Annotated in this window: 26 protein-coding genes and 1 tRNA gene; 14 read left to right on the top strand and 13 right to left on the bottom strand. The window is 72.5% G+C overall.

The features are described 5' to 3' along the window. The first annotated feature begins 189 nt into the window (after positions 1–189). The 3 genes from ACZ7J0_RS20695 to ACZ7J0_RS20705 all read left to right on the top strand — a co-directional run bounded on the left by ACZ7J0_RS20695 (position 190) and on the right by ACZ7J0_RS20705 (position 1,109). A tRNA-Arg gene (locus tag ACZ7J0_RS20695) sits at positions 190–262 on the top strand. Positions 263–372: 110 nt separating this feature from the next. Further along, the gene (locus ACZ7J0_RS20700) at positions 373–714 is read left to right on the top strand and encodes a hypothetical protein (RefSeq protein WP_470889340.1); all 342 of its coding nucleotides are present in this window, start codon (positions 373–375) and stop codon (positions 712–714) included. 170 nt (positions 715–884) lie between these two features. Next, positions 885–1,109 carry a cold-shock protein gene (locus ACZ7J0_RS20705; RefSeq protein WP_470889342.1) on the top strand — a complete coding sequence of 75 codons (225 nt, stop codon included), beginning with the start codon at positions 885–887 and terminating at the stop codon, positions 1,107–1,109. A 148-nt stretch (positions 1,110–1,257) separates the two neighbouring features. Here ACZ7J0_RS20705 and ACZ7J0_RS20710 read toward each other — a convergent pair whose 3' ends face one another. Next, the gene (locus ACZ7J0_RS20710) at positions 1,258–1,458 is read right to left on the bottom strand and encodes a hypothetical protein (RefSeq protein WP_470889343.1); all 201 of its coding nucleotides are present in this window, start codon (positions 1,456–1,458) and stop codon (positions 1,258–1,260) included. A 207-nt stretch (positions 1,459–1,665) separates the two neighbouring features. Between ACZ7J0_RS20710 and ACZ7J0_RS20715 the strand changes: the two genes are divergently transcribed. Then, positions 1,666–3,744 (top strand): restriction endonuclease, encoded by a 2,079-nt coding sequence (locus ACZ7J0_RS20715; RefSeq protein ID WP_470889345.1) that lies wholly within the window; start codon positions 1,666–1,668, stop codon positions 3,742–3,744. A gap of 195 nt (positions 3,745–3,939) precedes the next feature. Continuing rightward, on the top strand, positions 3,940–4,455 hold the full coding sequence (locus ACZ7J0_RS20720; RefSeq protein WP_470889347.1) for a flavin reductase family protein: 516 nt from the start codon (positions 3,940–3,942) through the stop codon (positions 4,453–4,455). Here ACZ7J0_RS20720 and ACZ7J0_RS20725 read toward each other — a convergent pair. From ACZ7J0_RS20725 to ACZ7J0_RS20735, 3 genes are read right to left on the bottom strand one after another with little or no spacing between them, the layout of a single operon-like run. Then, positions 4,446–5,399 (bottom strand): MBL fold metallo-hydrolase, encoded by a 954-nt coding sequence (locus ACZ7J0_RS20725; RefSeq protein WP_470889349.1) that lies wholly within the window; start codon positions 5,397–5,399, stop codon positions 4,446–4,448. The two genes, ACZ7J0_RS20720 and ACZ7J0_RS20725, sit on opposite strands and share 10 nt — an antisense overlap. A gap of 43 nt (positions 5,400–5,442) precedes the next feature. Further along, positions 5,443–6,324, bottom strand: coding sequence for a 4'-phosphopantetheinyl transferase family protein (locus ACZ7J0_RS20730; protein WP_470889350.1), 882 nt, complete (start codon positions 6,322–6,324; stop codon positions 5,443–5,445). An 11-nt stretch (positions 6,325–6,335) separates the two neighbouring features. Further along, on the bottom strand, positions 6,336–6,764 hold the full coding sequence (locus tag ACZ7J0_RS20735; RefSeq protein WP_470889352.1) for a nuclear transport factor 2 family protein: 429 nt from the start codon (positions 6,762–6,764) through the stop codon (positions 6,336–6,338). A gap of 103 nt (positions 6,765–6,867) precedes the next feature. On the opposite strand from ACZ7J0_RS20735, the gene ACZ7J0_RS20740 reads away from it, so the two are divergent. Then, positions 6,868–7,740, top strand: coding sequence for a DUF6081 family protein (locus ACZ7J0_RS20740; RefSeq protein ID WP_470889353.1), 873 nt, complete (start codon positions 6,868–6,870; stop codon positions 7,738–7,740). Between the two features lie 241 nt (positions 7,741–7,981). Here ACZ7J0_RS20740 and ACZ7J0_RS20745 read toward each other — a convergent pair whose 3' ends face one another. From ACZ7J0_RS20745 to ACZ7J0_RS20760, 4 genes are all read right to left on the bottom strand, one after another. Continuing rightward, positions 7,982–8,923, bottom strand: coding sequence for an aromatase/cyclase (locus tag ACZ7J0_RS20745; RefSeq protein ID WP_470889355.1), 942 nt, complete (start codon positions 8,921–8,923; stop codon positions 7,982–7,984). Between the two features lie 74 nt (positions 8,924–8,997). After that, positions 8,998–9,258 (bottom strand): acyl carrier protein, encoded by a 261-nt coding sequence (locus tag ACZ7J0_RS20750; RefSeq protein ID WP_470889356.1) that lies wholly within the window; start codon positions 9,256–9,258, stop codon positions 8,998–9,000. 50 nt (positions 9,259–9,308) lie between these two features. Then, complete coding sequence (locus ACZ7J0_RS20755; protein WP_470889358.1) at positions 9,309–10,601, bottom strand: ketosynthase chain-length factor; 1,293 nt, start codon at positions 10,599–10,601, stop codon at positions 9,309–9,311. Then, complete coding sequence (locus ACZ7J0_RS20760) at positions 10,598–11,863, bottom strand: beta-ketoacyl-[acyl-carrier-protein] synthase family protein (RefSeq protein ID WP_470889360.1); 1,266 nt, start codon at positions 11,861–11,863, stop codon at positions 10,598–10,600. The genes ACZ7J0_RS20755 and ACZ7J0_RS20760 overlap by 4 nt, the downstream gene beginning before the upstream one ends. A 238-nt stretch (positions 11,864–12,101) precedes the next feature. Between ACZ7J0_RS20760 and ACZ7J0_RS20765 the strand changes: the two genes are divergently transcribed. The 7 genes from ACZ7J0_RS20765 (at position 12,102) to ACZ7J0_RS20795 (ending at position 19,339) form a co-directional block, all read left to right on the top strand. Next, the gene (locus ACZ7J0_RS20765) at positions 12,102–12,947 is read left to right on the top strand and encodes an SDR family NAD(P)-dependent oxidoreductase (protein ID WP_470889362.1); all 846 of its coding nucleotides are present in this window, start codon (positions 12,102–12,104) and stop codon (positions 12,945–12,947) included. After that, on the top strand, positions 12,947–13,738 hold the full coding sequence (locus ACZ7J0_RS20770) for an SDR family NAD(P)-dependent oxidoreductase (protein WP_470889364.1): 792 nt from the start codon (positions 12,947–12,949) through the stop codon (positions 13,736–13,738). Before ACZ7J0_RS20765 ends, ACZ7J0_RS20770 begins: the two co-directional genes overlap by 1 nt. Positions 13,739–13,801: 63 nt before the next feature. Further along, the gene (locus tag ACZ7J0_RS20775) at positions 13,802–14,824 is read left to right on the top strand and encodes an LLM class flavin-dependent oxidoreductase (RefSeq protein ID WP_470889366.1); all 1,023 of its coding nucleotides are present in this window, start codon (positions 13,802–13,804) and stop codon (positions 14,822–14,824) included. Between the two features lie 71 nt (positions 14,825–14,895). Further along, positions 14,896–15,720 (top strand): DUF6081 family protein, encoded by an 825-nt coding sequence (locus ACZ7J0_RS20780; protein WP_470889368.1) that lies wholly within the window; start codon positions 14,896–14,898, stop codon positions 15,718–15,720. After that, complete coding sequence (locus ACZ7J0_RS20785; protein ID WP_470889370.1) at positions 15,720–17,039, top strand: NDP-hexose 2,3-dehydratase family protein; 1,320 nt, start codon at positions 15,720–15,722, stop codon at positions 17,037–17,039. The genes ACZ7J0_RS20780 and ACZ7J0_RS20785 overlap by 1 nt, the downstream gene beginning before the upstream one ends. After that, positions 17,036–18,046 (top strand): Gfo/Idh/MocA family protein, encoded by a 1,011-nt coding sequence (locus ACZ7J0_RS20790; protein ID WP_470889372.1) that lies wholly within the window; start codon positions 17,036–17,038, stop codon positions 18,044–18,046. Before ACZ7J0_RS20785 ends, ACZ7J0_RS20790 begins: the two co-directional genes overlap by 4 nt. A gap of 114 nt (positions 18,047–18,160) precedes the next feature. Beyond that, entirely contained in the window at positions 18,161–19,339 is a 1,179-nt protein-coding gene (locus tag ACZ7J0_RS20795; RefSeq protein WP_470889374.1) for an acyl-CoA dehydrogenase family protein, read from the top strand. An 82-nt stretch (positions 19,340–19,421) separates the two neighbouring features. Here the strand turns inward: ACZ7J0_RS20795 and soxR are convergent, their stop codons facing one another. Then, on the bottom strand, positions 19,422–20,099 hold the full coding sequence (gene soxR, locus ACZ7J0_RS20800) for a redox-sensitive transcriptional activator SoxR (RefSeq protein WP_470889376.1): 678 nt from the start codon (positions 20,097–20,099) through the stop codon (positions 19,422–19,424). A 1-nt stretch (position 20,100) separates the two neighbouring features. Beyond that, positions 20,101–20,727, bottom strand: coding sequence for a DsbA family oxidoreductase (locus ACZ7J0_RS20805; protein WP_470889378.1), 627 nt, complete (start codon positions 20,725–20,727; stop codon positions 20,101–20,103). On the opposite strand from ACZ7J0_RS20805, the gene ACZ7J0_RS20810 reads away from it, so the two are divergent. Further along, positions 20,702–20,887, top strand: a complete 186-nt coding sequence (locus tag ACZ7J0_RS20810) for a hypothetical protein (RefSeq protein ID WP_470889380.1) — start codon at positions 20,702–20,704, stop codon at positions 20,885–20,887. The genes ACZ7J0_RS20805 and ACZ7J0_RS20810 overlap by 26 nt on opposite strands. Positions 20,888–20,893: 6 nt before the next feature. Here the strand turns inward: ACZ7J0_RS20810 and ACZ7J0_RS20815 are convergent, their stop codons facing one another. The 3 genes from ACZ7J0_RS20815 to ACZ7J0_RS20825 all read right to left on the bottom strand — a co-directional run bounded on the left by ACZ7J0_RS20815 (position 20,894) and on the right by ACZ7J0_RS20825 (position 23,614). After that, the gene (locus ACZ7J0_RS20815; RefSeq protein ID WP_470889382.1) at positions 20,894–21,496 is read right to left on the bottom strand and encodes a hypothetical protein; all 603 of its coding nucleotides are present in this window, start codon (positions 21,494–21,496) and stop codon (positions 20,894–20,896) included. Positions 21,497–21,596: 100 nt separating this feature from the next. Next, complete coding sequence (gene rfbB / locus ACZ7J0_RS20820; protein ID WP_470889384.1) at positions 21,597–22,556, bottom strand: dTDP-glucose 4,6-dehydratase; 960 nt, start codon at positions 22,554–22,556, stop codon at positions 21,597–21,599. Continuing rightward, the gene (locus ACZ7J0_RS20825) at positions 22,553–23,614 is read right to left on the bottom strand and encodes a glucose-1-phosphate thymidylyltransferase (RefSeq protein ID WP_470889386.1); all 1,062 of its coding nucleotides are present in this window, start codon (positions 23,612–23,614) and stop codon (positions 22,553–22,555) included. Before ACZ7J0_RS20825 ends, rfbB begins: the two co-directional genes overlap by 4 nt. Positions 23,615–23,824 lie beyond the last annotated feature (210 nt).

Raw genomic sequence — 23,824 nt, forward strand, 5'->3', positions numbered from 1 at the left:
GGCCCGGACCCCCGGTCACCGACGCGGCGCATGTACAAAGCACGCCATACTCGGACACCACGCATCATTCAGTCCGGTAGACGTGAGGCGACGGCCACACTCGGTTCGCCTCTGAGCTGGGCGAACAAGATTCTTGCGGGGTCGGGAGGCCGCATCCGCTACCCTTGTCCCCGGATCACAGATCCCCCCGCCTCCGTAGCTCAGGGGATAGAGCACCGCTCTCCTAAAGCGGGTGTCGCAGGTTCGAATCCTGCCGGGGGCACAGCAGAGCACCAGGTCAGGAGCCCTTCCGTCCAGCGGACGGGAGGGCTCCTGCGCTTGCAGCACACATATGGCACACATATGCGCGCGGACGGTGGGGAGCTGTGCAGGATGCCCGTCAAGGATGACCTGGCCCGGCGCCGGTACGAGAAGTTGGTCGACCGCCTTGAGTCGCTGATGCGGGCCGCCCTCAAGCCCGAGTACCAGGGCTACTGCGGGCAGCTGATCCTGAGTGTCGACGACCTTGCGGAGATGGGCGAGCTCAAGGACGTCCGGCATGCCGCCCGGCAACGCGGCGTCGGCGCGAGCGCCGGCAGCCGCTACTTCGCCACCGAGCCGCCGGCGGCTCACCTGCGTATCGGGTTCGCCGCGACCGCCGATCACGCCGAGCTGACCGAGGGGGCACGTCGGCTGGGAGCCGCGCTCTCGGACCTTGGCCCGAAGGAGGCGTGAGAGGCGCGGCGGCAAGTGGTGCGGATGCCGGGCCAGTACCTCGGCATCTCCTGGAGCGTGTCGAGGACTTGGCAGAGGGTGAGGCCGGCGCCGGGGCTTTCGGGTGCGGGCGCTGCTCAGTCATGAGACGCCAGTACGCCGGCAGAGACCGACCCCATAAGGTCCCACTCATGGTGTCTGCGACTGTCCGCGAGTGGCGCGACGAGGAAGGGTGGGGTGTCCTCGACTCCCCCGAGACTCCTGGCGGATGTTGGGGGCATTACTCCCACATCCAGATGGAAGGCTTCCGCATGCTGTCCCCGGGACAGCGGGTGGACCTCCAGTGGGAAGCCCCCGGCTTCGCACAGGACGGGTACGCCTATCGGGCCGTGAAGATCGTGCCGCGACCCGCCTGACGTCCACGCGGCCCATGCCGTCGTCCTCGAGACGCCCTCGGCCCGCACACACCAGCCCCCGGCTTACGGAGCGACCGCGCGGCACACCCGCACGGTCAGGCGCACCCCGTGCCGGTGGCCCTCCATCCGGCATCCCTCCTCGGAGACGTCACACGCCGGCGACCGTCTCGGCGAACCGTGACCAGTCGGTGAACTCCCAATCCCGGCGACGGCAGACACGCTCCTTGGGAAGGTCGTCCCGCGAGGGATCGAGCAGCATGAGCTGGGCCTGGCGGCCGTCGCCGACCACGATGGCGAGCAGATGGCCGCCCGGTTCCATCAGCATGAGAGACATCTCGTTGTTGGTCATGGCGAACCGCGCCACGCGGTCTGCGTCTCGGACCGAGCAGACGTCGATCCGGGCGATCGCACGTGTGCCGTGGCGTAAGGGAAGGATCTGCGCAAAGTGGATGAGCAGGTTCCTGATCGCCCACTAGAGTCGCCTCACTACTGTCGGTCATGGGGCCAGGACGGGCAGACGTGTGTCGAGTCCTTGGTGGGGGAGGGCCTGTAGAGCATGAGTCGTCGTTCCAATGGGTTGGTCGGTATCTGGGCCGAGGCACAACGCCAACAGCAGCGCCAGCGAGAGGCCGAGGCGCGATACCAGCGGGATCAGGAGCGACAACAACGGGTTCATCAACGGGAGTTGGCCCGAAGCCATCGGGAGCAGCGGGCGGCGTACCGGCAGCAGCGCGAGGCGGACGCACGACGGCGTACAGAGGAACTCGAGGCCCGTGTCGAGTCGCTGCGGGGCTTGTTGGCCGTGGGCTGCCGGGCTCCGGCGTTCAGGATCGGCACGCTCAACCGGCCTGAGCGGGTCGAGCCCTTCTCCCCCGGCCCGCTCGCTCGTCCGATCCGGATGCCGGACCCGAACCAGTACCAGCCGCAGGGCGGTTGGACAGCTGCCCGGAGAGCCCAGGCGCAAGCGGAGGCGCGGAGCCGCTTCGAGCACGACTGGCAGGCCGCGCAGGCCGCAGAAACCCAGCGTCAGCGGCAGTTGGCCGCCTACCAGCTTCAGTACGACCAGTGGGCCCTGGCTCAGCTGAGCGAGATCCGCCGGCACAACGCCGTCATCACCGAGATGACAGCGGGCCTTCGCGGCGGTCATCCCGAGGCCGCGGTGGAGTACTTCTCCGCTGCCCTCTTCGCCTCGACCGCGTGGCCGGAGGATCTGCCGCGTCAGGTGTCCGCCGCGTACGACTCCGGTGCACGCCAGTTGGTACTGAACTGGGAATTGCCGAAGTACGACGTCATCCCGGAGACGAAGTCGGTGCGCTACATGCCTTCCGCCGACCAGGACAAGGAGACAGCTCGGCCGGTGACCCAGCGCCGTGCGCTGTACCGGGACGTGCTCGCCCAGTGTCTCCTGCTGGTTCTGCACGATCTGTTCGCGGCGGATGAGTTCGGCGCGCTGGACTCGGTCGCGTTGAACGGATTCGTGGACGATCACGACCCGGTGACCGGCAGGCGCGGGCACATGTTCCTGGCCACCGTGATGGCTTCGCGCGCGACCTTCGCGGAGTTGCGTCTGGAGCAGGTGAACCCGGTCGACTGCCTGGTGGAAGGCCTGCGGGGCCAATTGTCGTCGCGCCCCGATCAGGGCGCGACGGTACGGCCCGGGCGGGTGCCCGCGGACATGGGCGATGGCGTCGTCACGCACGGAGGAGACGAGGAACCGGATCTGTACGAGATGGATCCCCTCGCCTTCGAGTCGCTGGTCGCGGAGCTGTTCCGGGCCATGGGCATGCAGGCCGTGACGACTCAGCGCTCCAACGACGGCGGTGTGGACGTCGACGCGCTGGACCCGACCCCGATTCGCGGCGGCAAGATCGTCGTACAGGTCAAGCGCTACCGTCACACCGTGCCACCGACAGCCGTTCGCGACTTGTACGGCACCGTCCAGGACGCCGGCGCCAACAAGGGCGTGCTGGTCACGACGTCCGGGTTCGGCCCCGGCTCGCACACCTTCGCCAACGGCAAGCCCCTGGAACTGGTGGCGGGCTCCGAACTGGTCGACCTGCTGCACCGACACGGGCTGCGTGGACGACTGGGCAACGGCGAAGGCACGGTGCCCGCCCAGCGGACCGCACCGGACGCCGGGGACAGCACGGACGACCACAACGTGCTGGGCATGTACTGGTCGGGCAGTGTCGCCCTGGACGTGTGCGCGCTCGTCTGCCAAGGCAACCGGGTCCTGGACGACAACCACTTCGTCTTCTTCAACAACCCCGGCACACCCGATGGCACGGTCCGCGCGCTCGCCCCCGCCGCTCCGGACAAGGCCGCCATCCAGGTCTCCTTTGACGCACTGCCCGCCCGGGCCGACCGCCTCGTCATCATCGCCGCGGTCGATCCGGTGGCGAATCCGGGGGCTGATCTTTCCGGGTTCACCAGGGCCGGCATCCGGCTGTTGGACTCCTCCGGGTCCCCACTCGACCGGCTGGAGGTGTCCGACGGCCGCGCCCGTGAGACCGCCCTGGTCCTCGGTTCCTTCCGCCGTCGGGCCAACGGCGACTGGGAATTCGTCATCGGAGGCAAGGGGTACGAAGGCGGCCTGGAGGAACTGGTCCAGGAGTACGGCATCGAGGTGGATTAGCGCGCCCCTCCTGTCCGGGTACGGAGCCGGAAGACCCCCGGTCGATCGCGGCCGGGGGTCTTTCGCGTGGGTGCGGGCGGGGCCGGGCTCGGGTGCCGGGGTTCGAGTGGGAGTCCAGGTGGGTTCCAGAGGGGGGCGGGAGCGTGGGGGGTGTGGTCGGGTTCGCCGGCTGCTCGAGTGACGGCGGTGAGAGACATGGCAGTGGGACCGACAGCGTTCCGTGACTTCTTCGGGTCCGTACCGACGCCCGTGGCGGTGGTGACCACGGTGGGGCCGGACGGGAGGCCCCTCGGGTTCACGTGCAACGCCTTCTCCGCGGTCTCCCTCGACCCTCCCCTGCTGCTGGTCTGCGCGGACGAGCGGTCCCGGACGCTTCCGGCACTGCTCGGGTCCGAGGTCTTCGCCGTGCATCTGCTCGCCGACGACGGGGCGGAGCTCGCGCGGGTCTTCGCGGGGCGGTCGGAGCGGAAGTTCGACCGGGTGCCGTGGCTGCCGGGGAGCGTCGTGCCGGGATGTCCCGTCCTGCGGGAGGGTGTGCTGGCGCACGCGGAGTGCACGCTGGAGCGGAGTGTGCCCGTGGGGGACCACCGGCTGCTGATCGGACGGATGGAGAGCGCCCAGGTCCGTGAGGGCGGCCGCCCGCTGCTCTATCAGCGGGGGGCCTTCACCTCGTGGGACCGGATGCCCGAAGAGATCGCCGTTCAGGCGTGACAGGCCGGCAGCCCGCCGTGGAACTCCACCATGCGGCCGAAGAGTTCGTTCATGTCCACCGGGGATCCGCCGGGCTCGCCCTGTTCCTCGGCGTACGCCCGGAACAGGTTGGGGACGAGCCGCTCGGAGTCCAGCCACCCGGCGTACGGGCCGAGGTCCGTCTCCCGCGCCAGAGCGACCGGGTCGAGACCAGCGGCGACGCCCTGCGCGGCCAGGCTCTGCAGCAGGCGCAGGTAGCCCTCGGTCTCGTCGAACACCTCGGGGCCCGCGACCGGGCCGTGTCCGGTGACGACCACCTCCGGGGCGAGCGCGCGCAGCTTGTCCAGGGCCTCCAGGGAGCCGGCGACCGAGCCCATGGGGCAGAAGGGCGTCACCCCGCTCATCACCAGGTCCCCGGTGAACAGAACCCGCCGGCCGGGCAGCCAGACCACCGTGTCGTTGGTCGTGTGCGCGGGCCCGAGGTGCAGCAGTTCGGCCGTCGTGTCACCGATGTGCAGCGTGAGCCGGTCCCGGAAGGTGAGGGAGGGCAGGGCGAGTTCGAGCTCGCCCCACTCCACGTCGGGCCACAGGCCTGTCAGATGCAGTCCCGCCCCGGCCATCTCCGTGCGGACGCGCTCGTGCCCCACGACGAGCGCCTCGGGGAAGACGAAGTTGCCGAACGTGTGGTCGCCGTGGAAGTGGGTGTTGACCAGGACCTGTGGGGCGGTCGGCGCGACGGAGAGCGCCGCGGCGCGCAGCGCGCGCGCCCGGGCCTCGGTCGCCGCGGTGTCCACGAGCGCGGCCCGGCCGTCCGAGACGATCAGCCCCGCGTTGTTCAGGCACCAGCCGCCGTCGGGCTGCACATACGCGAAGACGCCGTCGGCGACCTGCTCCAGCTCGGGCGTCCGGCCATCCGGGCTCCCCGTCCCATGGGTGGTCACCCGGGCGGACACTTGGCCAGTCATATGGGCCTCCTCGTCGACATCGTGGATCTGGCCCATCGTCGGCTCAGCGGCTGGAGCCCTGCTCGAACCCGCCCGGACCCGGGTCTCCGCCCGGGCCCGGAGCCGCTTCGCCCCGCCTCGCCGCCACGCTGATGACATAGGGGCGGGGCAGTCCCTCCCGTACGACGTGGGTGGAGAACGTCCAAGGGGCGGGATTCGGGAGGGCCTCGCCGTCGACCAGGACCGGCCCGTCCGGGGCCCCGGCCGTCAGGCCGTCGAAGCCGAAGGTGCGCGGGGAACGGCGCAGGCCGACCCCCAACGCCTTGGTGTACGCCTCCTTCAGCGTCCACAGCCGCAGCAAGGCGCCGTCCCGCTCACTGCCCCGCAGGCCCTCCACCGCCCGGCGTTCCGCGGGGGTGCACAGGCGGTGCTCCAGTACGGACACACGCCGGTCCGCCCGCTCGGCGTCCACCCCCACCGCACCGTCCCTGACCACCGCGACGCTCAGCAGCGGGCCCGTGTGGCTGAGGCTGAAGGCGACGCCGGGGAAGTCGGGGGCATAGGGGCGGCCCAGGGCGGTGCGGGCGAGCCGCAGCTCCGCGGGGCAGGGGCCGGGGCAGGGCTCGGTGCCGGGGGCGGTCGCGGTTCCGGGGGCGGTTTCGGTGGCCGGGCCGAGCAGGTTGCCGAGGAGGGTACGCAGCAGTCGGCGCGAGGCGAGGAATCGCCGGCGCACCGCCTCGCCACGCAGCGCCTGCCAGCGCTCCGCGTCCGCGGGGCCGAGAGGGTACGGCGGACCCGAGCGGGATGGCTCCCAGTCCGCCGTCGTCCCGTACACCACCACCGGGTCGCCCCCTCCGGACGCCGAACGGGCCGCGAAGGACTCCAGGACAGACGCCCAGGGACCCTCGGGCGTCAGCCGCAGGGGCGGCGGTGGGACCGGTGGCACGTGTTCCCGCCTCAGAGCATCTGGTCGTGCGTGACCATCCGGGAGCGGGCGAGCACGCCCGTTTCCCCCACCACCAGGACGTCATGCACGACACAGCTCGGCGCGATCTCCGGCTTGCCTCCGGGGCGTACGGTCACGACCAGCGCGTACACCGTCGAGCGCAGCGAACCGTCGGGCTGCGGTTCGAGTGCGATGTGGTTGAACCAGTGCCGCCGCTGCACCGGGTCGCCGTCGAACCTCTTGTGGAACTCGGTCAGTTCGGCGACGATCCCGTCCCTGCCGACGGCCGGCTCGGCCTGCGGGGAGTGCTGGAAGGTCCCGTCCTCGGTGAAGGTCGCGGCGTAGTCGGCGAACCGGCCGCCGTCGAGCGCCTGCATCTGATGGGCGTAGAAGTGCTGGACCAGGGCGTAGACATCGGTCCGTACGTCGGTGGCAGTCACCGGTTCCTCCAGTACGTGAAGCGGGTGAACGGCTGCCAGCCTTGTGCGGCGGACTCGAAGTGTCCTCCACTGCGGCTCGAGCGCCGCCGCAGAGCCTCGGGCCATGGCAGACGATGAGCGCCGAGGGCGTGTGGTGTTCGAGGACGGCTTCGAGGAGGACTGGGCGGCTCCGGGGCGGCGCTCGCGGTGGCGGGTGCGGCCGCTGCCGTGGCTGCCGGGGGGCGACGGCCGGGTCGAGACGACGGTCGGCGGGCTGAGCGTGGTGTCCGGTGCGGTGGCCCCGGAGAGCGGGCCTCCGGCCTTCGGCGAGGTTCCCGAGGGGCAGGAGGGCGCGGCCCATCTGCGGTGGGCGGCGTTCGCGCGTCCGGAGCCGGGCGCGCATGCCCCGACGGTGGGCGTGGACCCCGGCCGTGGCGCGAGCGACGCGGCGTCGGACACCGGAGTGCTGCGCGCCGAGACCGTCCTGTCGGCCGAGATCCTGGGCGCGGACCGCCACCCCGAGGGAGACGGTCCGCGCTGCGCCATGGCCGCCATGATCTGCGTGGATCTGGAGTCGGGCATGGCCTTCGACTTCGCGCTGACGAACAACGCGGTGTGGGTGCTGTACGAGCGACTGCCCCGCCCCGGCGCCCGGCACGGCACTTTCGCGTATGCCGTACCGGTCGCGGGACGCACCCCGGATGCCTGGCACCGGCTCACGGTCGAGGTGTCCGCGTCCACCGGGTGGGCCTGGTGGCTGCTCGACGGGGTCGAGGTGTTCGCCGTGCCGTCGATCGGCCTGCGGCTGCCGTCCCAGAGATATCTGGAGCGCTCGACGCCCGGCCCCGAGGAGCGGGTCGCCCCGCGCGGGCTCACCCTCGGCCTCGGTCTGCTCGCGGAGACGACATACGGCCAGGGCGCCCGACTGCGGGCCCGCAGCGCCACGCTGTCCGTCCACGAACTGCTCCAGGGCGCGCCCGCGGCCCCGGGAAGGTAACCACCAGGGGCCCGGGGGCAGGGGGGTGCCAGGGAAGGGGGCCGGGTGCCGGGCCGGGCCGGGTGCCGGGGATGCCGGGTGCCGGGGGATGCCGGGTGCCGGGGGATGCCGGGGCCCGAACGGCAGCCCGACCTCGCCGGTGTGCCCCGTCCGGCGATCGCGGGGCACGCGGCCGCCACCGCCCCCCACCCGCCGGGCCCGGGAGGCGGAACGGCGCCCCCGCCCCCGGCCCGGCCCGACCTCACCCCCGCGGCGTCGCCTCCGCCGCGTGCCGGAGCGTCGTCAGGCTGTTGCGGCCGAGCGCCTCGCGGACGTACGTACGGGCCTGTTCCAGCGTGGCCCCCGCGCCGAGCACCTCCGTCACTCCGGACGGGTCGATGGCGACGGTGTGCCGGGCCGTGGCCACCGCCCCTTCCGGGGTTTCGGTGAAGGTCCACTCGCCGCTGTGGCCGGAGAGCAGCCGGGGGGTGCGCTGCTGCTTGTACGCGATCCACTCCGGCGCCCGGCACACCCGCGCCGACCGTGTGGTGTGGGCCGAGCCGTCCGCCGTGACCGTGTCCATCTCCAACCACTGCAGGCCCGGTTCGGGCTCCGTCAGCTCCACTCTGGCGACGTGGGGCAGCAGGTCGGCCCAGCGGTCGGCGCGGTCCACGAAGGTGTACGCGGCCTCGGCGCCGCCCGCCAGGGTGAGGGTGTCGGTGAAGGAGAAGACCAGGTCGTCGACGGGGTGGCCGGTCTCCGCGAGGGCGGCGAGAGCGCCCAGTTCGCGGGCGCTGTTGCGGTCGAGTGCTTCCTCGATACGGGCCACCGCCTCCGGCGCGTCGTCGGCGACCGTGAAGCGGTGGCGCAGCACGATCTCCGTACGGCCGTCGGGCAGTTCACGGAAGAGCCAGCCGCCGGACATGGACGTGACCGGCGGGCGGCTGTGTTCCTGGCGGAAGGAGACATAGCGCCGGCGCGGGTCCAGGACGCGCCGGGACGTCCAGTGGGCGATCTCGCCGTTGACCTCGGCCCAGATCTCGAACCGCTCGCCGCGCTCGCCGCGCTCCAGGTGCCGGACGTGGACGGTCGGTTCGAAGACGGCGGGCCAGCGGGTGACGTCGGCGACGAGGTCGTACAGCGCCGATGCCGGGGCGGCGACGGTCAGGGTGTGCTCACTGCGGTGGAGGGTGGGACGGGCCATCGTGCGTTCTCCTTGTCCGGGTCGTACGGGAAGGGGCCCGCACGGCTCGGTGCGGGCCCCTGCGCGTGCGCTGCTCAGGCGGCCTGGGTGACGGACCCGTTCACCAGGTCCAGGAGCGCGCGGGGAGTGTTCGCCTCGCCGACCTCGTCGTCGGGAAGGGAGACTCCGAACTGCCGCTCGATGCGGGCGGCGCTCTCCATCAGGGCGAGCGAGTCGTATCCGAGGTCGTCGAAGGTGACGTCGAGGATGTCGCCGGTCAGGTCGACGGAGTCGTCCTCGCCGGCGCAGGCGACGAGGATGCGGCGGAGTTCGTCAAGGGTCAGCAGCTGGGCCATGGCAGTTGTCTCCTCAAGGTGGGGAAGGCCGGGGGTCGCGGCGCCGGGGCTCACGGCGCCGGCGCGGTCACGACGACCGCCGAGTTGAAACCGTGCCGGCCCCGCGCCAGTACCAGCGCGGCACGCAGGGGCACGTCGCGCGGATCGCCGACGACGAGGTCGAGGCCGTACTCCGCCGGCACGGAGGTGGTGTGGGCGGTGGCCGGGATCACCTGGTCGCGCAGGGCCAGCAGGGCCGTGGCGATGTCGGCGGGGCCACCGCCCGCGTACATCCGGCCCGTGAGGGCCTTCGGAGCGGTGACCGGGACTCCGCGCGGTCCGAAGACGCGGCGGATCGCCTCGGCCTCGGCGCGGTCGAGTTCCGGCACTCCGGCGCCGTCCGCGAAGACCACTCCGATGTCCGCGGGAGCCAGTCCCGCCTCGGCGAGGGCCAGTTCGGCGGCGCGGGCCAGCCCCGGCGGGCGCCCCGATCCGGGCGCCGGGTCGAAGGTCGCGGCGTACCCGGCGATGTCACCGTGGATCCGCTCCACGCCGCGCCGCCGGGCGGAGTCGGCGTCCTCCACGATCAGTACGGCTCCGCCCTCGCCCGGGACGTAGCCGGACGCGGCCGTGTCGAACGGCAGATAGGCGCGCTCCGGGTCGGTGGCCGTCGTCACCAGGCCGCCCGCGAGCTGGGACGACCAGCCCCACGGGTCGAGCGCGGAGTCGACGCCGCCGCTGAGCACCAGCCGGGTGCCGCGGCGCACGGTCCGGCGGGCGTGGCCCACCGCGTCGAGCCCGCCGGCCTGTTCGCCGACGAGGGCGGCGCTGGGCCCGCGCATGGCGTTGCGGATGGAGATCTGGCCGGTGTTGACCGCGTAGAACCAGGCGAAGGACTCATAGACGCTGACGTACTCGGGACCCTGGCTCCACAGCTTGTGGAACTCCCGGTGGGTGAAGTCGAAGCCGCCCTGGGCGGTGGAGGTGACCACACCCATGTCGTAGTCCGCGAGCCCGGCCCCGGGCTCCGACTCGGTGCCCGCGCCCGACGCCGGGCCCACTCCGGCGTCGGCCAGCGCCCAGTCGGCGGCGGCCAGCGCGAACCGCGTCGACACATCGGTCTGCGGCAGCAGCCGGCTCGGCAGGTGTTCCTTGGGGTCGAAGTCCGTGATCTGCCCGGCGAGCCTCGACGGATAGCGCGAGGCGTCGAAGCGGGTCAGCTCACGGATGCCGTTCTCTCCGGCCAGCAGCGCCTTCCAGAAGTTCTCGGTGCCGAGACCGCCGCCGGGGGCGACGACCCCGATGCCCGTCACGACCGTGCGTACGGGCCGCCCGGTCTCCCCGGTCCTCGTACCCCCGCTCATGCCGCCACCTCCGGACGGTGCAGGACCATGGCGCTCTGGAAGCCGCCGAATCCGCTGCCGACGCTCAGAACGGTGTCGACGCGCTGCTCCCGCGCGGTCAGCGGGACGTAGTCGAGATCGCATTCGGGGTCCGCCGTGTGCAGGTTCGCGGTCGGCGGGACCACATGGTGCTCGATGGCGAGCAGTGAGGCGGCGATCTCGATGGAGCCGATGGCGCCGAGGGAATGGCCGACCATCGACTTGATCGAGCTCACCGGGACGGCGTAGGCGTGCTCGCCGAGACTCCGCTTGAACGCGGCGGTCTCATGGCGGTCGTTCTGCTTGGTCCCCGATCCATGGGCGTTGACGTAGTCGACGGCGGTGCGGTCGAGGCGCGCCTCGTCCAGCGCGGCGCGGATCGACTCGGCCATCTCACGGCCGTCCTTCTTCAGACCGGTCATGTGGTACGCGTTAGAGCGGGTGGCGTAGCCGCCCACCTCGGCGTAGATGTGCGCCCCGCGTCGCTTGGCGGCCTCGTACTCCTCCAGGACGAACATGGCCGCGCCTTCGGCGAGTACGAACCCGTTGCGGGTGCCGTCGAAGGGACGGGACGCGTGCTCGGGGTCGTCGTTGCGCGGCGTGGTCGCCTTGATGGCGTCGAAGCAGGCGACGACGATCGGGGAGACGGGGGTGTCGGCCGCGCCCGCGATGACCGCGTCGGCGCTTCCCTCGCGGATGAGCTGGACGCCGTAACCGACGGCGTCGAGGCCGGACGTGCAGCCGTCGGAGACCATCGTCACCGGCCCCTCCGCGCCCGCCGCCCAGGCGACTTCCGCGGGCATCACGCCGGGGCTGTGGTAGTCGAACATGTACGGGGACAGGTGCGCGGGGTCCACCAGCCAGTCCCGGCCGGCGTCCGACATCACCAAGTACTCGTTCTCCAGGCTGGTCGCGGACGCCACGGCGCTGCCCAGGGCGACGCCGATCCGGTGGGGGTCGAGCGCCCCCGGCTCCAGTCCGCTGTCCGCCAGCGCGTCGCGGGTGCACGCCACCGCGAACTGGGTGGCGCGGTCCATGCGCCGGATCTCACGCGCGGAGAATCCCTCCGCCCTCGCGTCGAAGTCGACCTCGCCGGCGATCCGTGAGCGGAACGGCGAGGCGTCGAAGAACGTGATGGCCCGGGTCGCGGTGCGGCCCGCGGTGAGCAGGTCCCAGAACTCCTTCGTCCCCGACCCGCCCGGAGCGCGCACTCCGAGTCCGGTGATCACTACCCGCCGGGTCACAGCCGGCCTCCTGAACTGCTGGGCATCGCGTAGGGCTCCTTCCGCCCGCCGTACCTCACTGACACGACGGCAGACTCCGACCCCCGGCTCGAGAGCGGCTCGCGGACCGATGGGACGGCTCGCCGGGCCCGGGCCTGGCCCGGTGCGGCGCCCACTCCATCCGGCTTCCAGCCTCGCTCGAGCCGCCCTGGCGACGCTCCCTCACAGACCGGACCGCACGGGCAAGGGAGACAGACGCATGACGACGGAGAAGGCCACGGACAAGGCCACGGACAAGGCGGCGGAGACCGGGGCCCCGGCGGCGCCGGTGGTGAAGCCGGTGGCCCTCGTGACGGGAGCGACGAGCGGGATCGGCCTGGCGACGGCCCAGCGCCTGGCCGCCCTCGGGGCCCGTACGTACCTCTGCGCACGTGACGAGGCGAAGCTCCGGTCGACGGTGCGGGAGCTGCGGGACAAGGGCTACGACGTCGACGGCAGTGTGTGCGACGTCGCGGACCCGGCCCAGATCCGCGCGTTCGTCGCGGCCGCCGTCGAGCGGTACGGCAGCGTCGACATCCTGGTCAACAACGCGGGCCGCAGCGGCGGCGGGGCCACCGCCGAGATCCCGGACGAGCTGTGGTTGGACGTGATCAACACCAACCTCAACAGCGTCTTCCTGATGACGAAGGAAGTGCTCAACCAGGGCGGCATGCTGACCAAGCAGCGGGGCCGCATCATCAACATCGCGTCCACCGGCGGCAAGCAGGGCGTCGTCCACGCCGTCCCGTACTCCGCCTCCAAGCACGGCGTCGTCGGCCTCACCAAGGCCCTCGGGCTCGAACTGGCCCGGACCGGTATCACGGTCAACGCCGTCTGCCCCGGTTTCGTGGAGACGCCGATGGCCGAGCGGGTGCGCGAGCACTACGCGGGGATCTGGGGCGTCAGCGAGGAGGAGACCTTCGACCGCATCACCGCCCGGGTGCCGATGGGCCGTTACGTCGAGACCCGTGAGGTCGCTGCCATGGTCGAGTACCTGGTCAGCGACGACGCGGCCGCGGTCACCGCGCAGGCGCTCAATGTCTGCGGCGGGCTGGGGAACTACTGATGTCCGGGGCAGCGCACCGCACCACCGGCAGCGGGGCCGGCAGCGAGGTCAGCGGCGCCGGAGCCCGGGTCGCGCTCGTCACCGGCTCCTCGTCCGGGATCGGTCGCACCGTCGCCCAGCGCCTGGCGGCCGAGGGCTTCCGGGTCGTCGTCAACTCCGCACGTTCCGTCGAGGACGGACTCGAGACGGCGGCCGGCCTGCCGGACGCCCTCTACGTCCAGGCCGACGTCTCCGACGAGGCCGACGCCCGGCGTCTGGTGGACACCGCGGTCGAGCACTACGGACGGCTGGACATCCTCGTCAACAACGCCGGGAGGACCCGTGCCATCCCGCACGCCGACCTGGCGGCGGCCACCCCCGACGTCTGGCGCGAGATCCTCGGGCTGAACGTGATCGGCACCTGGCAGACGACCGTCGCCGCCATGCCCCACCTGGCCCGCACCGGCGCGGGCTCCGTCGTCAACATCTCCTCGATCGCGGGCAGCCGCCCGGCGGGCAGCTCCATCCCGTACGCGGTGAGCAAGGCGGCCATCGAGCACATGACCCGGCTGCTGGCGAAGACCGTCGGCCCCGAGGTCAGGGTCAACGCCGTCGCGCCAGGTCTGATCGAGACGCCCTGGACGCAGGGCAGCGACTTCTTCGCCCCGATCGCCGAGCATGTCCGCGCCACGACCCCGCTGCGCCGCGTCGGCAGGCCCGAGGACGTCGCCGAGGCCGTTCTGAGCCTGGTCGGCGCGATGTACACCACCGGCCAGGTCCTGCTGGCCGACGGCGGCGCTCATCTCATCTGACGCCACCGTTGTCCCGACCCCGCCCCGCCCCACCCCGTCCGCTCTCGCCCAAGGAAGTGCACCGTGCGGCTCGCCGCGAATCTCGTCCATCAAGGCGCCGGTGAACTGGCGTGCAGAGCAGAGGAGTTCGGCTACGCGGCGGTCCTCGCACCGGAGGGCTACCGCTCGGACGCCGCCAGCGTCCTCGGCCTCGCCGCCGGCGTCACCGAGCGGATCACCCTGGTCTCGGGCGTCATGCAGATCCCGGGCCGTCCCCCGGCGATGACCGCGCTGACCGCCGCCACGCTCGACTCGCTCAGCGGCGGCCGGTTCTCGCTCGGGCTCGGGGTGTCCAACCCCGATGTCTCGGTCGGCTGGTACGGCGTGCCGTTCGACCGTCCCCTGGCCAGGACGCGGGAGTACGTGCAGGTGGTGCGGCGGGCGCTCGACGGCGAGCCCGTCCAGTACGAGGGCAGCCACTTCCAGGTCGGCGGGCCCGCCCCGCTCCATCTGCTCACCGAACGGCCGCGCCGTGCGCTGCCGGTGCTGCTCGCCGCCGTCGGCCCGAGGAACCTGCGGCTGGCGGGCGAGATCGCGGACGGCTGGCTCGGGGTCTTCACCTCGCCCGAGGACGTCACCGGGGCGCTCGTCGAGATCGCTTCGGGGCGCGCCGCCGCCGGCCGGGACCTGAGCGGTTTCGAGGTGCTGCCGAGTCTGCCGACCGCCGTCGCCGACACCGCGGAGGAGGCCGCCGACGCGTTGCGGGGCCAGTACGTCTACCTCATGGGCATCGGTGAACCCGACCGCAACTTCTACTGCGCGATGGCCCGGCGCATGGGCTACGAGCACGAGGTCGCGCTCTTCCTCGAACGGCTCGGCTCCGGCGACCGGGCGGGGGCCGGCGCGGCCCTGCCGCTCGGCTTCATCGACCGTACGGCCCTGATCGGCCCCGTCGACCGGATCGCCGACCGGATGCGCGCCTACGACGACGCCGGGGTCACCACGCTCGGCGTGATGGTCTCCGCCGCCGCCACGTCCACGGAGGGGCGGGTGCGGATCCTGCGGGCGGCGGCCGAAGCCCTGGAGCGGTCCGGCACGGCCGACTGACGACCACTCCCCCGCCTCCCCGGCGGCCCACGTTTCCCCCGACCACGCACCGACCCCCGCAGGAGCCCGAGTTGACCGTCCTCTTCCATGACGCCTTCGCCGAGGGACTGCGCAGCAGCGGCCCCGGCGCCCCCTGGGCCGTGCGGCCCGCCGGCTCGCTGCCCACCGGGGACGGTGTGCCCCGGGCGACGCCCGACGGCCTCGTGGTGGAGCCCGGCGGCATCGACCCTGCCAGTGGCCTGCCCGCCTTCGTCCAGCCGCCCGCCGGGGAACCCGTCGACCATCTGCGCTGGTCCGCGTTCGCACCGGCCGTCCCCGCCGCGTCCGATGCGCCCCTTGGGCCGGTCGGCGGCGAACTGACCGTCTCCGCGACGCTGTCCGCCGAGCTGTTCCACACGGACCGACGCGACGTCCGGTCCGACACCGACAACGACACCGAACTGAGCCGTGGCTCGGCGGCGCTCATCGCCCTGGACCGTACGGCGGGGCTGATCCTGGACTTCGCACTCACCAACACGCGCGTGTGGGCGCTGTACGGACGGGTCCCGGGTCCGGACGGCGCGCGTGGCGGTTTCTCGTACGGCATTCCGGTCGCCGAGCGCGGTCCCGGGCTGTTCCACGACTGCGCCCTCGTGGTGGACACGGACGGGGGCCGGGCCCGCTGGGTGCTCGACGGCGAGGAGGTGTTCGCCGTGGACCGTCTCGGGCTCGCCCTGGCCGACTCCGTACGCCCCGACTGGCTGATCCCCGGTCCCCTCGACGTCGTACGGCCCAAGGCGCTGGCGCCGGGCCTCGCCCTGCTCGCGGACCGGGTCTTCGGGCAGGGCGTCCGGTTCACCGTCCGCGAACTGTCCGTGGTGTCCGCCACCGCGGGAGCGCCCGGGGAGGAAAACTGATGCCGATCACCGATCTCGCGGAATTCCACGCGTGGTTCGCGGACCGGCGCGCGGCCCATCGCTACTCCATCACGCCGGCGCGGCTGGACGCCCTCGACGGCTGGCGCGTCGTCCCGGAGACCGGCGACATCCGGCACAGCACCGGCCGCTTCTTCTCCGTGGAGGGGCTCGAGGTCGACCGCGAGGCGCCCGTACCGGAATCCTGGAGCCAGCCGATCATCCGCCAGCCGGAGACCGGCATCCTGGGCCTCCTCGTCAAGCGGTTCGGCGGCGTCCCGCATCTGTTGCTGCAGGCGAAGATGGAGCCCGGCAACATCAACACGATCCAGCTGTCGCCGACGGTCCAGGCCACGTTCAGCAACTACACCCGGGTGCACCGGGGCGGCTCGGTGCCGTACATCGAGCAGTTCCTCGCGCCTCGCCACGGTCAGGTCCGCCATGACGCGCTGCAGAGTGAACAGGGGTCGTGGTTCCTCGGCAAACGGAATCGGAACATCGTCGTCGAGACCAGCGACGAGATCCCCTTCCACGAGGACTTCTGCTGGATCCCGCAGGATCTGCTCCCGCGCCTCCTGCGCGTCGAGAACCTGATCAACATGGACACACGGACGGTACTTTCCGGTCTGCCGTCCGTCCCGCGGCCTCCCCACGGGGGCCCGGAGCGGCCGCTGCACGACACCACCCGGCTGCTGCACTGGTTCACCGAGGCCAAGGTGCGCCACCGGCTGCACCGCCGCCGCATACCGATGAACGAGGTGAAGGGGTGGCACCTCGATCCGGCGGAGATCTCCCACGAGGACGGCCGGTACTTCCGGATCATCGGGGTCGACGTCGAGGCCGACAACCGTGAGGTCACCTCCTGGTCGCAGCCGATGCTCGCGCCGCGCGGCCGGGGCGTCATCGCCTTCCTCGGCAAGGACATCGGCGGAGTGCGCCATCTCCTGGTGCGGGCGCGCTCCGAGGCCGGCACCCTCGACGCCGTCGAGCTCGGTCCCACCGTCCAGTGCGGGCCCGGGAACCTCCCGCAGGACGGCCCGCGCCCGGCGTTCCTGGACGCCGTCCTGTCCGCACCGGCCGAGCGGGTGCTGTTCGACACCGTGCACTCCGAGGAGGGCGGCCGCTTCTACCACGCGGAGAACCGCTATCTGCTGGTGGACGCGACCGGTACGGCGCCCGACGTCGGGGACGTACCGGAGGACTTCGTGTGGATGAGCGTGCGCCAGCTGACCCGGGCCGCCCGGCTCGGGGGCGTCGTCAATGTCGAGGCGCGCACCCTGCTCGCCTGTGTACGCTCCCTGGGCGAGGAGAGCGGCGCATGACCGCCGCCCCGGCCGCCGGACCCGTACGCCTGGGGGTCGTCGGCTGCGCGGACATCGCCGTGCGCCGGATGCTGCCCGCGATCGCCGCCGCTCCGGACGCCCGGCTGACCGCGGTCGCCAGCCGCACCCCGGCCAAGGCCCGTGCGACGGCGGCGTCGTTCGGCGGCGAGCCGGTCGTGGGGTACGAGCGTCTCCTCGACCGGGACGACGTCGACGCGGTGTACGTGCCGCTGCCCGTCGCCCTGCACGCCGAGTGGGCCGAACGCGCCCTTCTCGCCGGCAAGCACGTCCTCGCCGAGAAGCCTCTGACCGGCGGCTACAGGGAAACCCGTCGTCTGCTGACACTCGCCCGGTCGCGCGGCCTGGTCCTCGCCGAGAACTACATGTTCGTCCACCACACCGCGTACGGGACCGTACGGGACCTCGTCACACGCGGCTCGATCGGCGAACCCCGGGCACTGACCGCCTCGTTCACCGTCCCGCCGCGCCCGCCCGACGACATCCGCTACCGCGCCGACCTGGGCGGTGGCGCCCTGCTCGACATCGGCGTCTATCCGGTGCGGCTCGCCCAACTACTCCTCGGCCCCGGGCTGGACGTGCTCGGCGCCACGCTCCGGCACGACCGGGCGCGCGGTGTGGACCTGGGCGGCGCCGCCCTGCTGCACCGCCCGGACGACGGCGTCACGGCCCAGCTCGCCTTCGGCATGGACCACGCGTACACGGCCCGCTGGGAGCTGCTCGGCAGTGAGGGGAGCCTGGCGCTCGACCGCGCCTACTCGCCACCCGCCGATCACGAGCCGGTCCTTTCCGTCGGGCGGGGCGGCGCCCGGGAAGAACTGCGCCTGCCCGCCCACGACCAGGCGGCGGCCGGGGTCGCCGCGTTCCTCCGCGCGGTGCGCGCGGCGGGGGCGGCGCGGCCGGGGCCACGGGCGGGCGAAGAGGAGACCCGCGGGCAGGCCCGGCTGATCGAGGAGATCCGCCGCGCCGCCCGGGTCACGGAGATCTGAGCACTCGCACGGGACGGATGACACCGGCCCCACGGCCGCGAGCCACCGGCCCGTCACCACCGCCCCACCCCTACTCCCCTACACCACACATCACCAGCCAAGGAGCTGACCAGGATGCCGACCCGGACACCGGCGGACGCCGGCCCCGCACCCACCACCACGTCTCCCGACTCCGGCATCGTCGCCTCGGCCGCCGATGCCGCCAAGGTCGCCGCCGAGCGGGCCGACGCGGCCGAGCGCGAGCGCCGGCTCTCCCCCGAAGGGGTACGGGCGATCCTCGACGCCGGGTTCGCCCGGCACTTCGTACCCCGGCGCTGGGGCGGCGACGCCGGCACGTTCGAGGAGGTCACCCGCGCCGTCGCCGTCGTGGGTGAGGGCTGTACCTCGACCGCGTGGGCGGCCTCGCTGACCGCGGCTGTGGGACGGATGGCCGCGTACCTCCCGACGGAGGGGCAGGCCAGGATCTGGGAGGACGGCCCGGACACCCTCGTCGTCGGTGCCCTGATGCCGCTCGGCCGGGCCCGCCGGGAGGAGGGCGGCTGGCGGATCAGCGGCACCTGGCCCTACGTCAGCGTCGTCGACTTCGCCGACTGGGCGCTGGTCTGCGCGATGACGACGGACACCCTGCCGCAGGCCCGCTACTTCGCGCTGCCCCGGGGGAGTTACCGCACCGAGGACACATGGGCGTCGGTCGGAATGCGGGGCACGGGCAGCAACACGCTCGACGTGAACGATGTCCTCGTTCCCGAGGAGCTGTCGTTCACCCGCGACGCCCTGGCCACCGGTACTCCCGACGCCGCCCAGGCGTCCGGCGACACGGAGGACACCGCCGCCTGCCACCGCGTACCGCTCAAGGCCGTGAACGGCCTCTGCTTCGCGGCTCCCGTGCTGGGCGCGGCGCGCGGCGCGCTCGCCGCGTGGAGCGAGGGCATCGCGCCCCGCTTCACCTCCGCCTCCAGCGGGCTGGCCGCCCCCGCGGCGTCCGCCTTCAGCCGGGCCGCGGCCGAGGCGGACGCGGCGGCGCTGCTCCTCGACCGGGCCGCGCGGGTCGCCGACCACGGCCAGGTCGGCGCGCTCGACATCGCCCGCAGCGGCAGGGACTGCGCGGTGGCCGCGGAACTCGCGACCTCGGCCGTGGACCGGCTGTTCGCCTCGGCGGGCACCCGTGCCCACCAGGACTCCTCGCCGCTGCAACGGCACTGGCGGGACGCCCACTCGGCGGCCAGCCATGTGGTGCTGGGCTTCGAGAGCGCGGCGGAGGCGTACGCGCGCGAGGTGTTCCCGGTGGGCTGACGAGCCCGGAGGGACGCGGTACGGGGTGGGCCCCGGCGGCTGGGACCGCCGGGGCCCGCCCCGTACCGCGTCCGCGCCGCGCCTACGCCCCCGAAGCGGATCGCGAGGCGGCTCCGGACACCGTGCCCGCGCCCGCCTCGGCCACCGCCCCCGGCTCGCCTTCCGACGCCGTTCCCGGCGCCGGCATCAGCCCGGCCGCCGCCTCCGACGGCCGGCACCCCGCGCTCGTCCCTCCGCACGGCTCCGCCTCCACCGCCTCGCCGGCCCTCGGGCCGGCGAGGCGGGCCGGGTCGCGCGGGGCCCCGCGCAGCAGACGTCGGGGGCCGGGACCCTCCTCGCCGAGGACGTCGAAGGGATTGGTCAGCGGGCAGTCGCTCACCGACAGACAGCCGCAGCCGATGCACTCCGTCAGACCGTCCCGCAGGGCCGCCAGCTGCTCGATGCGGGCGTCCAGGTCGGCGCGCCAGCGCTCCGAGAGCCGGGCCCAGTCGGCACGGTTGGGTGTGCGTCCCTCGGGGAGTTCGGACAGTGCCTCGCGGACCGCGCCGAGCGGGATGCCCATACGCTGCGCGACGCGGATCACCGCGACGCGGCGCAGCGTGTCGCGCGCGTAGCGGCGCTGGTTCCCCGGCGTCCGGCGGCTCTGGATCAGCCCTTTGGACTCGTAGAAGTGGAGCGCGGTGACGGCGACTCCGCTGCGGGCCGAGAGCTGGCCGACGGTGAGTTCGGTGACGGAGTGCGCGGGCCGGGCGGTCGTCATGTCAGCTGGCCCGGACCAGCGAGCCGTAGAACTGCTCCACCGTGGGAACGCCCGTGGCCACGCGTTCGCCGTCCACGAAGACGGTCGGCACGCCACTGACGCCCCGGCGCATGGCCATCTCCTCGTCGGCCCGCACCTCGCGCGCGTAGGCGTCACTGTGCAGCACGGCCTCGGCCGCCACCGGGTCCACGCCGGCGTCCGTGGCCACACGGACCAGTACGGCGGGATCGGCCACGTTCTCCTGTTCACCGAGGTACGCGCGGAACAGCCGCTCCTTCATGGCGCCCGCCGAGCCGCTCTCCGCGGCCAGGTGGACGAGGCGCTGCGCGTCGAAGGAGTTGACCGGCCGGACGCCGGTGAGCCGGATGTCCAGGCCCTCGGCGCGGCCGAGTCCCTCGATCTTCTCGAAGAGTTCGACGGTGGCATCCGCTTCGAGACCCAGGCGCTCCCGCATCATCTCGCCGAGCGTCGCTCCCGGGGTCCGGGGCTGCTCCGGCCTGAGCTCGAAACTGCGCCAGACGATGTCCACCGCGTCACGGCTCCCCAGGCGGTCCAGCGCCTTCTCCAGGCGCGCCTTGCCGATGTAGCACCAGGGGCACATGATGTCGGACCAGATCTCGATCTTCACATTCTCTCCGATCGTGGATGCGTATCGCGATTCGTGGATCTTGTCCGTCCAGCATGAAACCTCGACCGAAGTAGAGGTCAAGGTGGAAATCAAGGCAGAAGTCACCACGACGAAGGCGCCGGCCTGCCCCCGGGGGGAGGGGCAGACCGGCGCGGAATGACGCTGGTTACTTGACGACCGTCTTGGTCAGCGCGATCGGCTGGTCGGGCCAGCAGGCGAGCGTGCCCTCGGTCGGCCAGTTGACCGGCGTGAAGTTCCAGGTGAAGCCCGGGTCGTCGTGCGAGGTGCCGCCGAAGGCGGTCTCCAGGGTGCCGCGGGTGTACGGCGCCTTCAGCTTGAAGGTGACCTTGGGCAGGTCGAAGGGCGTGTCGGAGGCGTACGGGCCGGAGGCGCGCAGCACGGCCTTGGTGCCCTCGACCTCGAGGGTCGGAGCGCCCGCCTCGTCTCCGCCGGCGACCTGGTAGGAGACGACGGTGGCGCCGGCCGGCAGCTTGAACTGCAGCGCGACGTTCTTGACCTCCTTGTTGTAGGCCGGGTTCGGGGTGATCGGCGCCGGGTCGAGCGTGACGTCGAAGGTCGCGCCGGGGCGGACCGTGGCGGGGGCGACGGCGTCCACGTAGGCGCTGTAGGCGAGGCCGGTCGTGGTGCCGACACGGCAGTCGAAGTAGGTCTTCACAGGCGCGGCGTGGGCGCCGGAGGCGCCGGCCATCAGGCCGGTGAGGGCCAGCGGCAGGGCGAGGAGGGCGGCACGAGTGCGCAGTGCGGGCATGTTCTGTTCCCTTGGTTCGGTGACGCGTGCGTCGCGTCAGCGTCGTGATGGAGATGCGGAGATGGATGGAGCCGGGTGGTGCTGCGGCGCCGCGTCCCGGTCAGGGGGCGCGCCAGAAGTCGGGGTGGTCGCGGTACCAGTCCACGACCGGCCCCAGCCCGCTCTCGAGCGACCAACGGGGCTCGTAGCCCAGCTCCTCGCGGATCTTGGAGTCGTCGATCGCGTAGCGGAGGTCATGTCCCTTGCGGTCCTCGACATGGCGCACCATGTCCCAGTCCGCGCCAAGGAGTTCGAGCAGCCGTCCGGTCATCTCGCGGTTGCTCAGGCCCGTGCCGCCGCCGACGTTGTAGATCTCGCCGGCCCGGCCCTTGGTGAGGACCAGGTGCAGCGCCCGGCAGTGGTCGTCGACGTGCAGCCACTCACGGACGTTGCGCCCGTCGCCGTACAGCGGCACCCGCTGCCCGGTCAGCAGCCTGGTGACGAAGTGCGGGATGAGCTTCTCGGGGTGCTGGTGGGGTCCGTAGTTGTTGGAGCAGCGGGTGATCCGGACGTCGAGGCCGTAGGTGCGCTGGTAGGCCCTGGCGAGCAGGTCGCTGGACGCCTTCGAGGCGGCGTACGGGGAGTTGGGGAGCAGCGGGGACTGCTCGGTCCAGGTGCCGGTGTCGATGGAGCCGTACACCTCGTCCGTGGACACGTGCACGAACGTCCCCACACCGGCGTGCAGCGCGGCGTCGAGGAGCTGTTGGGTGCCCGCCACATTGGTGCGGATGAACTCGTCGGGTCCGGTGAGCGAGCGGTCCACGTGCGACTCGGCCGCGAAGTGGACGATCGCGTCGTGGCCGGGCACGACCCGGTCCAGCAGGTCCCGGTCGCAGATGTCCCCGTGGACGAACCGCAGCCGTGGGTGGTCCGCCGGGAGGTTCTCGCGCCGTCCGGCGTAGGTGAGCCGGTCGACGACGGTGACGTCGACGCCCTCCGACTCCGGGTAGCTGCCCGCGAGGACTTCGCGTACGTAGTGCGAGCCGATGAAGCCGGCGCCGCCGGTGACGAGGATCCTCATGCGGCCACCTCGGCCTGGGTGTGGTCGCCGATGATCAGCCGCCGGTCGGCCGCCTCGCCGGTGCGGACCGCCGCGGACCGGCCGATGAGCGAGCCGGACAGCCCACGCACGCCGTGGATCGACACCCCGTCCAGGACGATCGAGTCGCGTATTCCGGCGTCCTCCAGCAGGCAGTCGCGGCCCAGCGCGGTGTACGGGCCGAGGGCGCTGTCGCGCACCACGCTGCCGGCGCCGATCACCAGCGGTCCGGTGAGCTGTGAGCGGACGACGACCGCGCCGGGTTCGATCACGACCGGCCCTTCGACGGTGCTCGCCGCGTCCACCTCGCCGGAGGTGCCGGGTGCCAGGTCACCGAGCAGCACCCGGTTGCACTCCAGCAGGTCGTCCGGGCTGCCGGTGTCCTTCCAGTAGCCGGTGTACTCGTCGGCGACGACGTCGTCGCCGCGCTCGACGAGGTACTGGATCGCGTCGGTGATCTCCAGTTCGCCGCGGACGCTCGGCACGATGGCCCGGACCGCCTCGTGCACGGCCGAGGTGAAGAAGTAGACGCCGATGACCGCGAGATCGCTCCGCGGCTGCTGCGGCTTCTCCACCAACCGGAGGACCCTGCCCGTGTCGTCGACCTCGGCGACGCCATAGGCACGCGGGTCGGCCACCTTGGTGAGCAGCAGCTGGGCCGCCGGGCGGGTCTCGCGGAAGCGGCGTGCGGCCTCGGTGATGCCCTGGGCCAGCACGTTGTCGCCCAGGTACATCACGAAGTCGTCGTCGCCGAGGAACTCGTCGGCGATGGCGACGCAGTGGGCGAGGCCGAGCGGGGCCTCCTGGCGCAGATAGGTGACGTCGAGGCCGAGGGCCGAGCCGTCGCCCACGACGGCCTGGATCTCGGCCGCGCGGTCGCCGACGATGATGCCCACGTCCCGGACGCCGGCGTCCCGGATGTTCTCCAGGCAGTGGATGAGGATCGGTTTGTTGGCGACGGGCACCAACTGTTTGGGCATGGAGTAGGTGAAGGGACGCAACCTGGTCCCCGTCCCTCCAGACAGAATCAGCGCCTTCATGGCAACCCTTCACTCGCCTTCGCCCGGGGGTTCTCCGTTACGGCTCGATTCTGCGAGCGGGCGCTCGAGAGCCGGTCCAATCCGGCTGGACCCCCGCCGAGGCCCTATCGCGGCCGCGGGGCGGTGAGTCGGGGCCGGAAACGCCGGCAGGGGGCCGGCTCGGAGCCGGCCCCCTGTCTCGGCAGGGAGCCTCGTGGACGCGTCGTACGG

The sequence above is a fragment of the Streptomyces sp. NPDC038280 genome (genome assembly GCF_055600045.1).

Coding starts and splice junctions, on each gene's coding strand:
- ACZ7J0_RS20700 (WP_470889340.1), top strand. CDS start 373: ATGCCCGTCAAGGATGACCTGGCCCGGCGCCGGTACGAGAAGTTGGTC.
- ACZ7J0_RS20705 (WP_470889342.1), top strand. CDS start 885: ATGGTGTCTGCGACTGTCCGCGAGTGGCGCGACGAGGAAGGGTGGGGT.
- ACZ7J0_RS20710 (WP_470889343.1), bottom strand. CDS start 1,458: ATGACCAACAACGAGATGTCTCTCATGCTGATGGAACCGGGCGGCCAT.
- ACZ7J0_RS20715 (WP_470889345.1), top strand. CDS start 1,666: ATGAGTCGTCGTTCCAATGGGTTGGTCGGTATCTGGGCCGAGGCACAA.
- ACZ7J0_RS20720 (WP_470889347.1), top strand. CDS start 3,940: ATGGCAGTGGGACCGACAGCGTTCCGTGACTTCTTCGGGTCCGTACCG.
- ACZ7J0_RS20725 (WP_470889349.1), bottom strand. CDS start 5,399: ATGACTGGCCAAGTGTCCGCCCGGGTGACCACCCATGGGACGGGGAGC.
- ACZ7J0_RS20740 (WP_470889353.1), top strand. CDS start 6,868: ATGGCAGACGATGAGCGCCGAGGGCGTGTGGTGTTCGAGGACGGCTTC.
- ACZ7J0_RS20745 (WP_470889355.1), bottom strand. CDS start 8,923: ATGGCCCGTCCCACCCTCCACCGCAGTGAGCACACCCTGACCGTCGCC.
- ACZ7J0_RS20750 (WP_470889356.1), bottom strand. CDS start 9,258: ATGGCCCAGCTGCTGACCCTTGACGAACTCCGCCGCATCCTCGTCGCC.
- ACZ7J0_RS20755 (WP_470889358.1), bottom strand. CDS start 10,601: ATGAGCGGGGGTACGAGGACCGGGGAGACCGGGCGGCCCGTACGCACG.
- ACZ7J0_RS20765 (WP_470889362.1), top strand. CDS start 12,102: ATGACGACGGAGAAGGCCACGGACAAGGCCACGGACAAGGCGGCGGAG.
- ACZ7J0_RS20770 (WP_470889364.1), top strand. CDS start 12,947: ATGTCCGGGGCAGCGCACCGCACCACCGGCAGCGGGGCCGGCAGCGAG.
- ACZ7J0_RS20785 (WP_470889370.1), top strand. CDS start 15,720: ATGCCGATCACCGATCTCGCGGAATTCCACGCGTGGTTCGCGGACCGG.
- ACZ7J0_RS20790 (WP_470889372.1), top strand. CDS start 17,036: ATGACCGCCGCCCCGGCCGCCGGACCCGTACGCCTGGGGGTCGTCGGC.
- ACZ7J0_RS20795 (WP_470889374.1), top strand. CDS start 18,161: ATGCCGACCCGGACACCGGCGGACGCCGGCCCCGCACCCACCACCACG.
- soxR (WP_470889376.1), bottom strand. CDS start 20,099: ATGACGACCGCCCGGCCCGCGCACTCCGTCACCGAACTCACCGTCGGC.
- ACZ7J0_RS20810 (WP_470889380.1), top strand. CDS start 20,702: ATGTCGGACCAGATCTCGATCTTCACATTCTCTCCGATCGTGGATGCG.
- ACZ7J0_RS20815 (WP_470889382.1), bottom strand. CDS start 21,496: ATGCCCGCACTGCGCACTCGTGCCGCCCTCCTCGCCCTGCCGCTGGCC.
- rfbB (WP_470889384.1), bottom strand. CDS start 22,556: ATGAGGATCCTCGTCACCGGCGGCGCCGGCTTCATCGGCTCGCACTAC.
- ACZ7J0_RS20825 (WP_470889386.1), bottom strand. CDS start 23,614: ATGAAGGCGCTGATTCTGTCTGGAGGGACGGGGACCAGGTTGCGTCCC.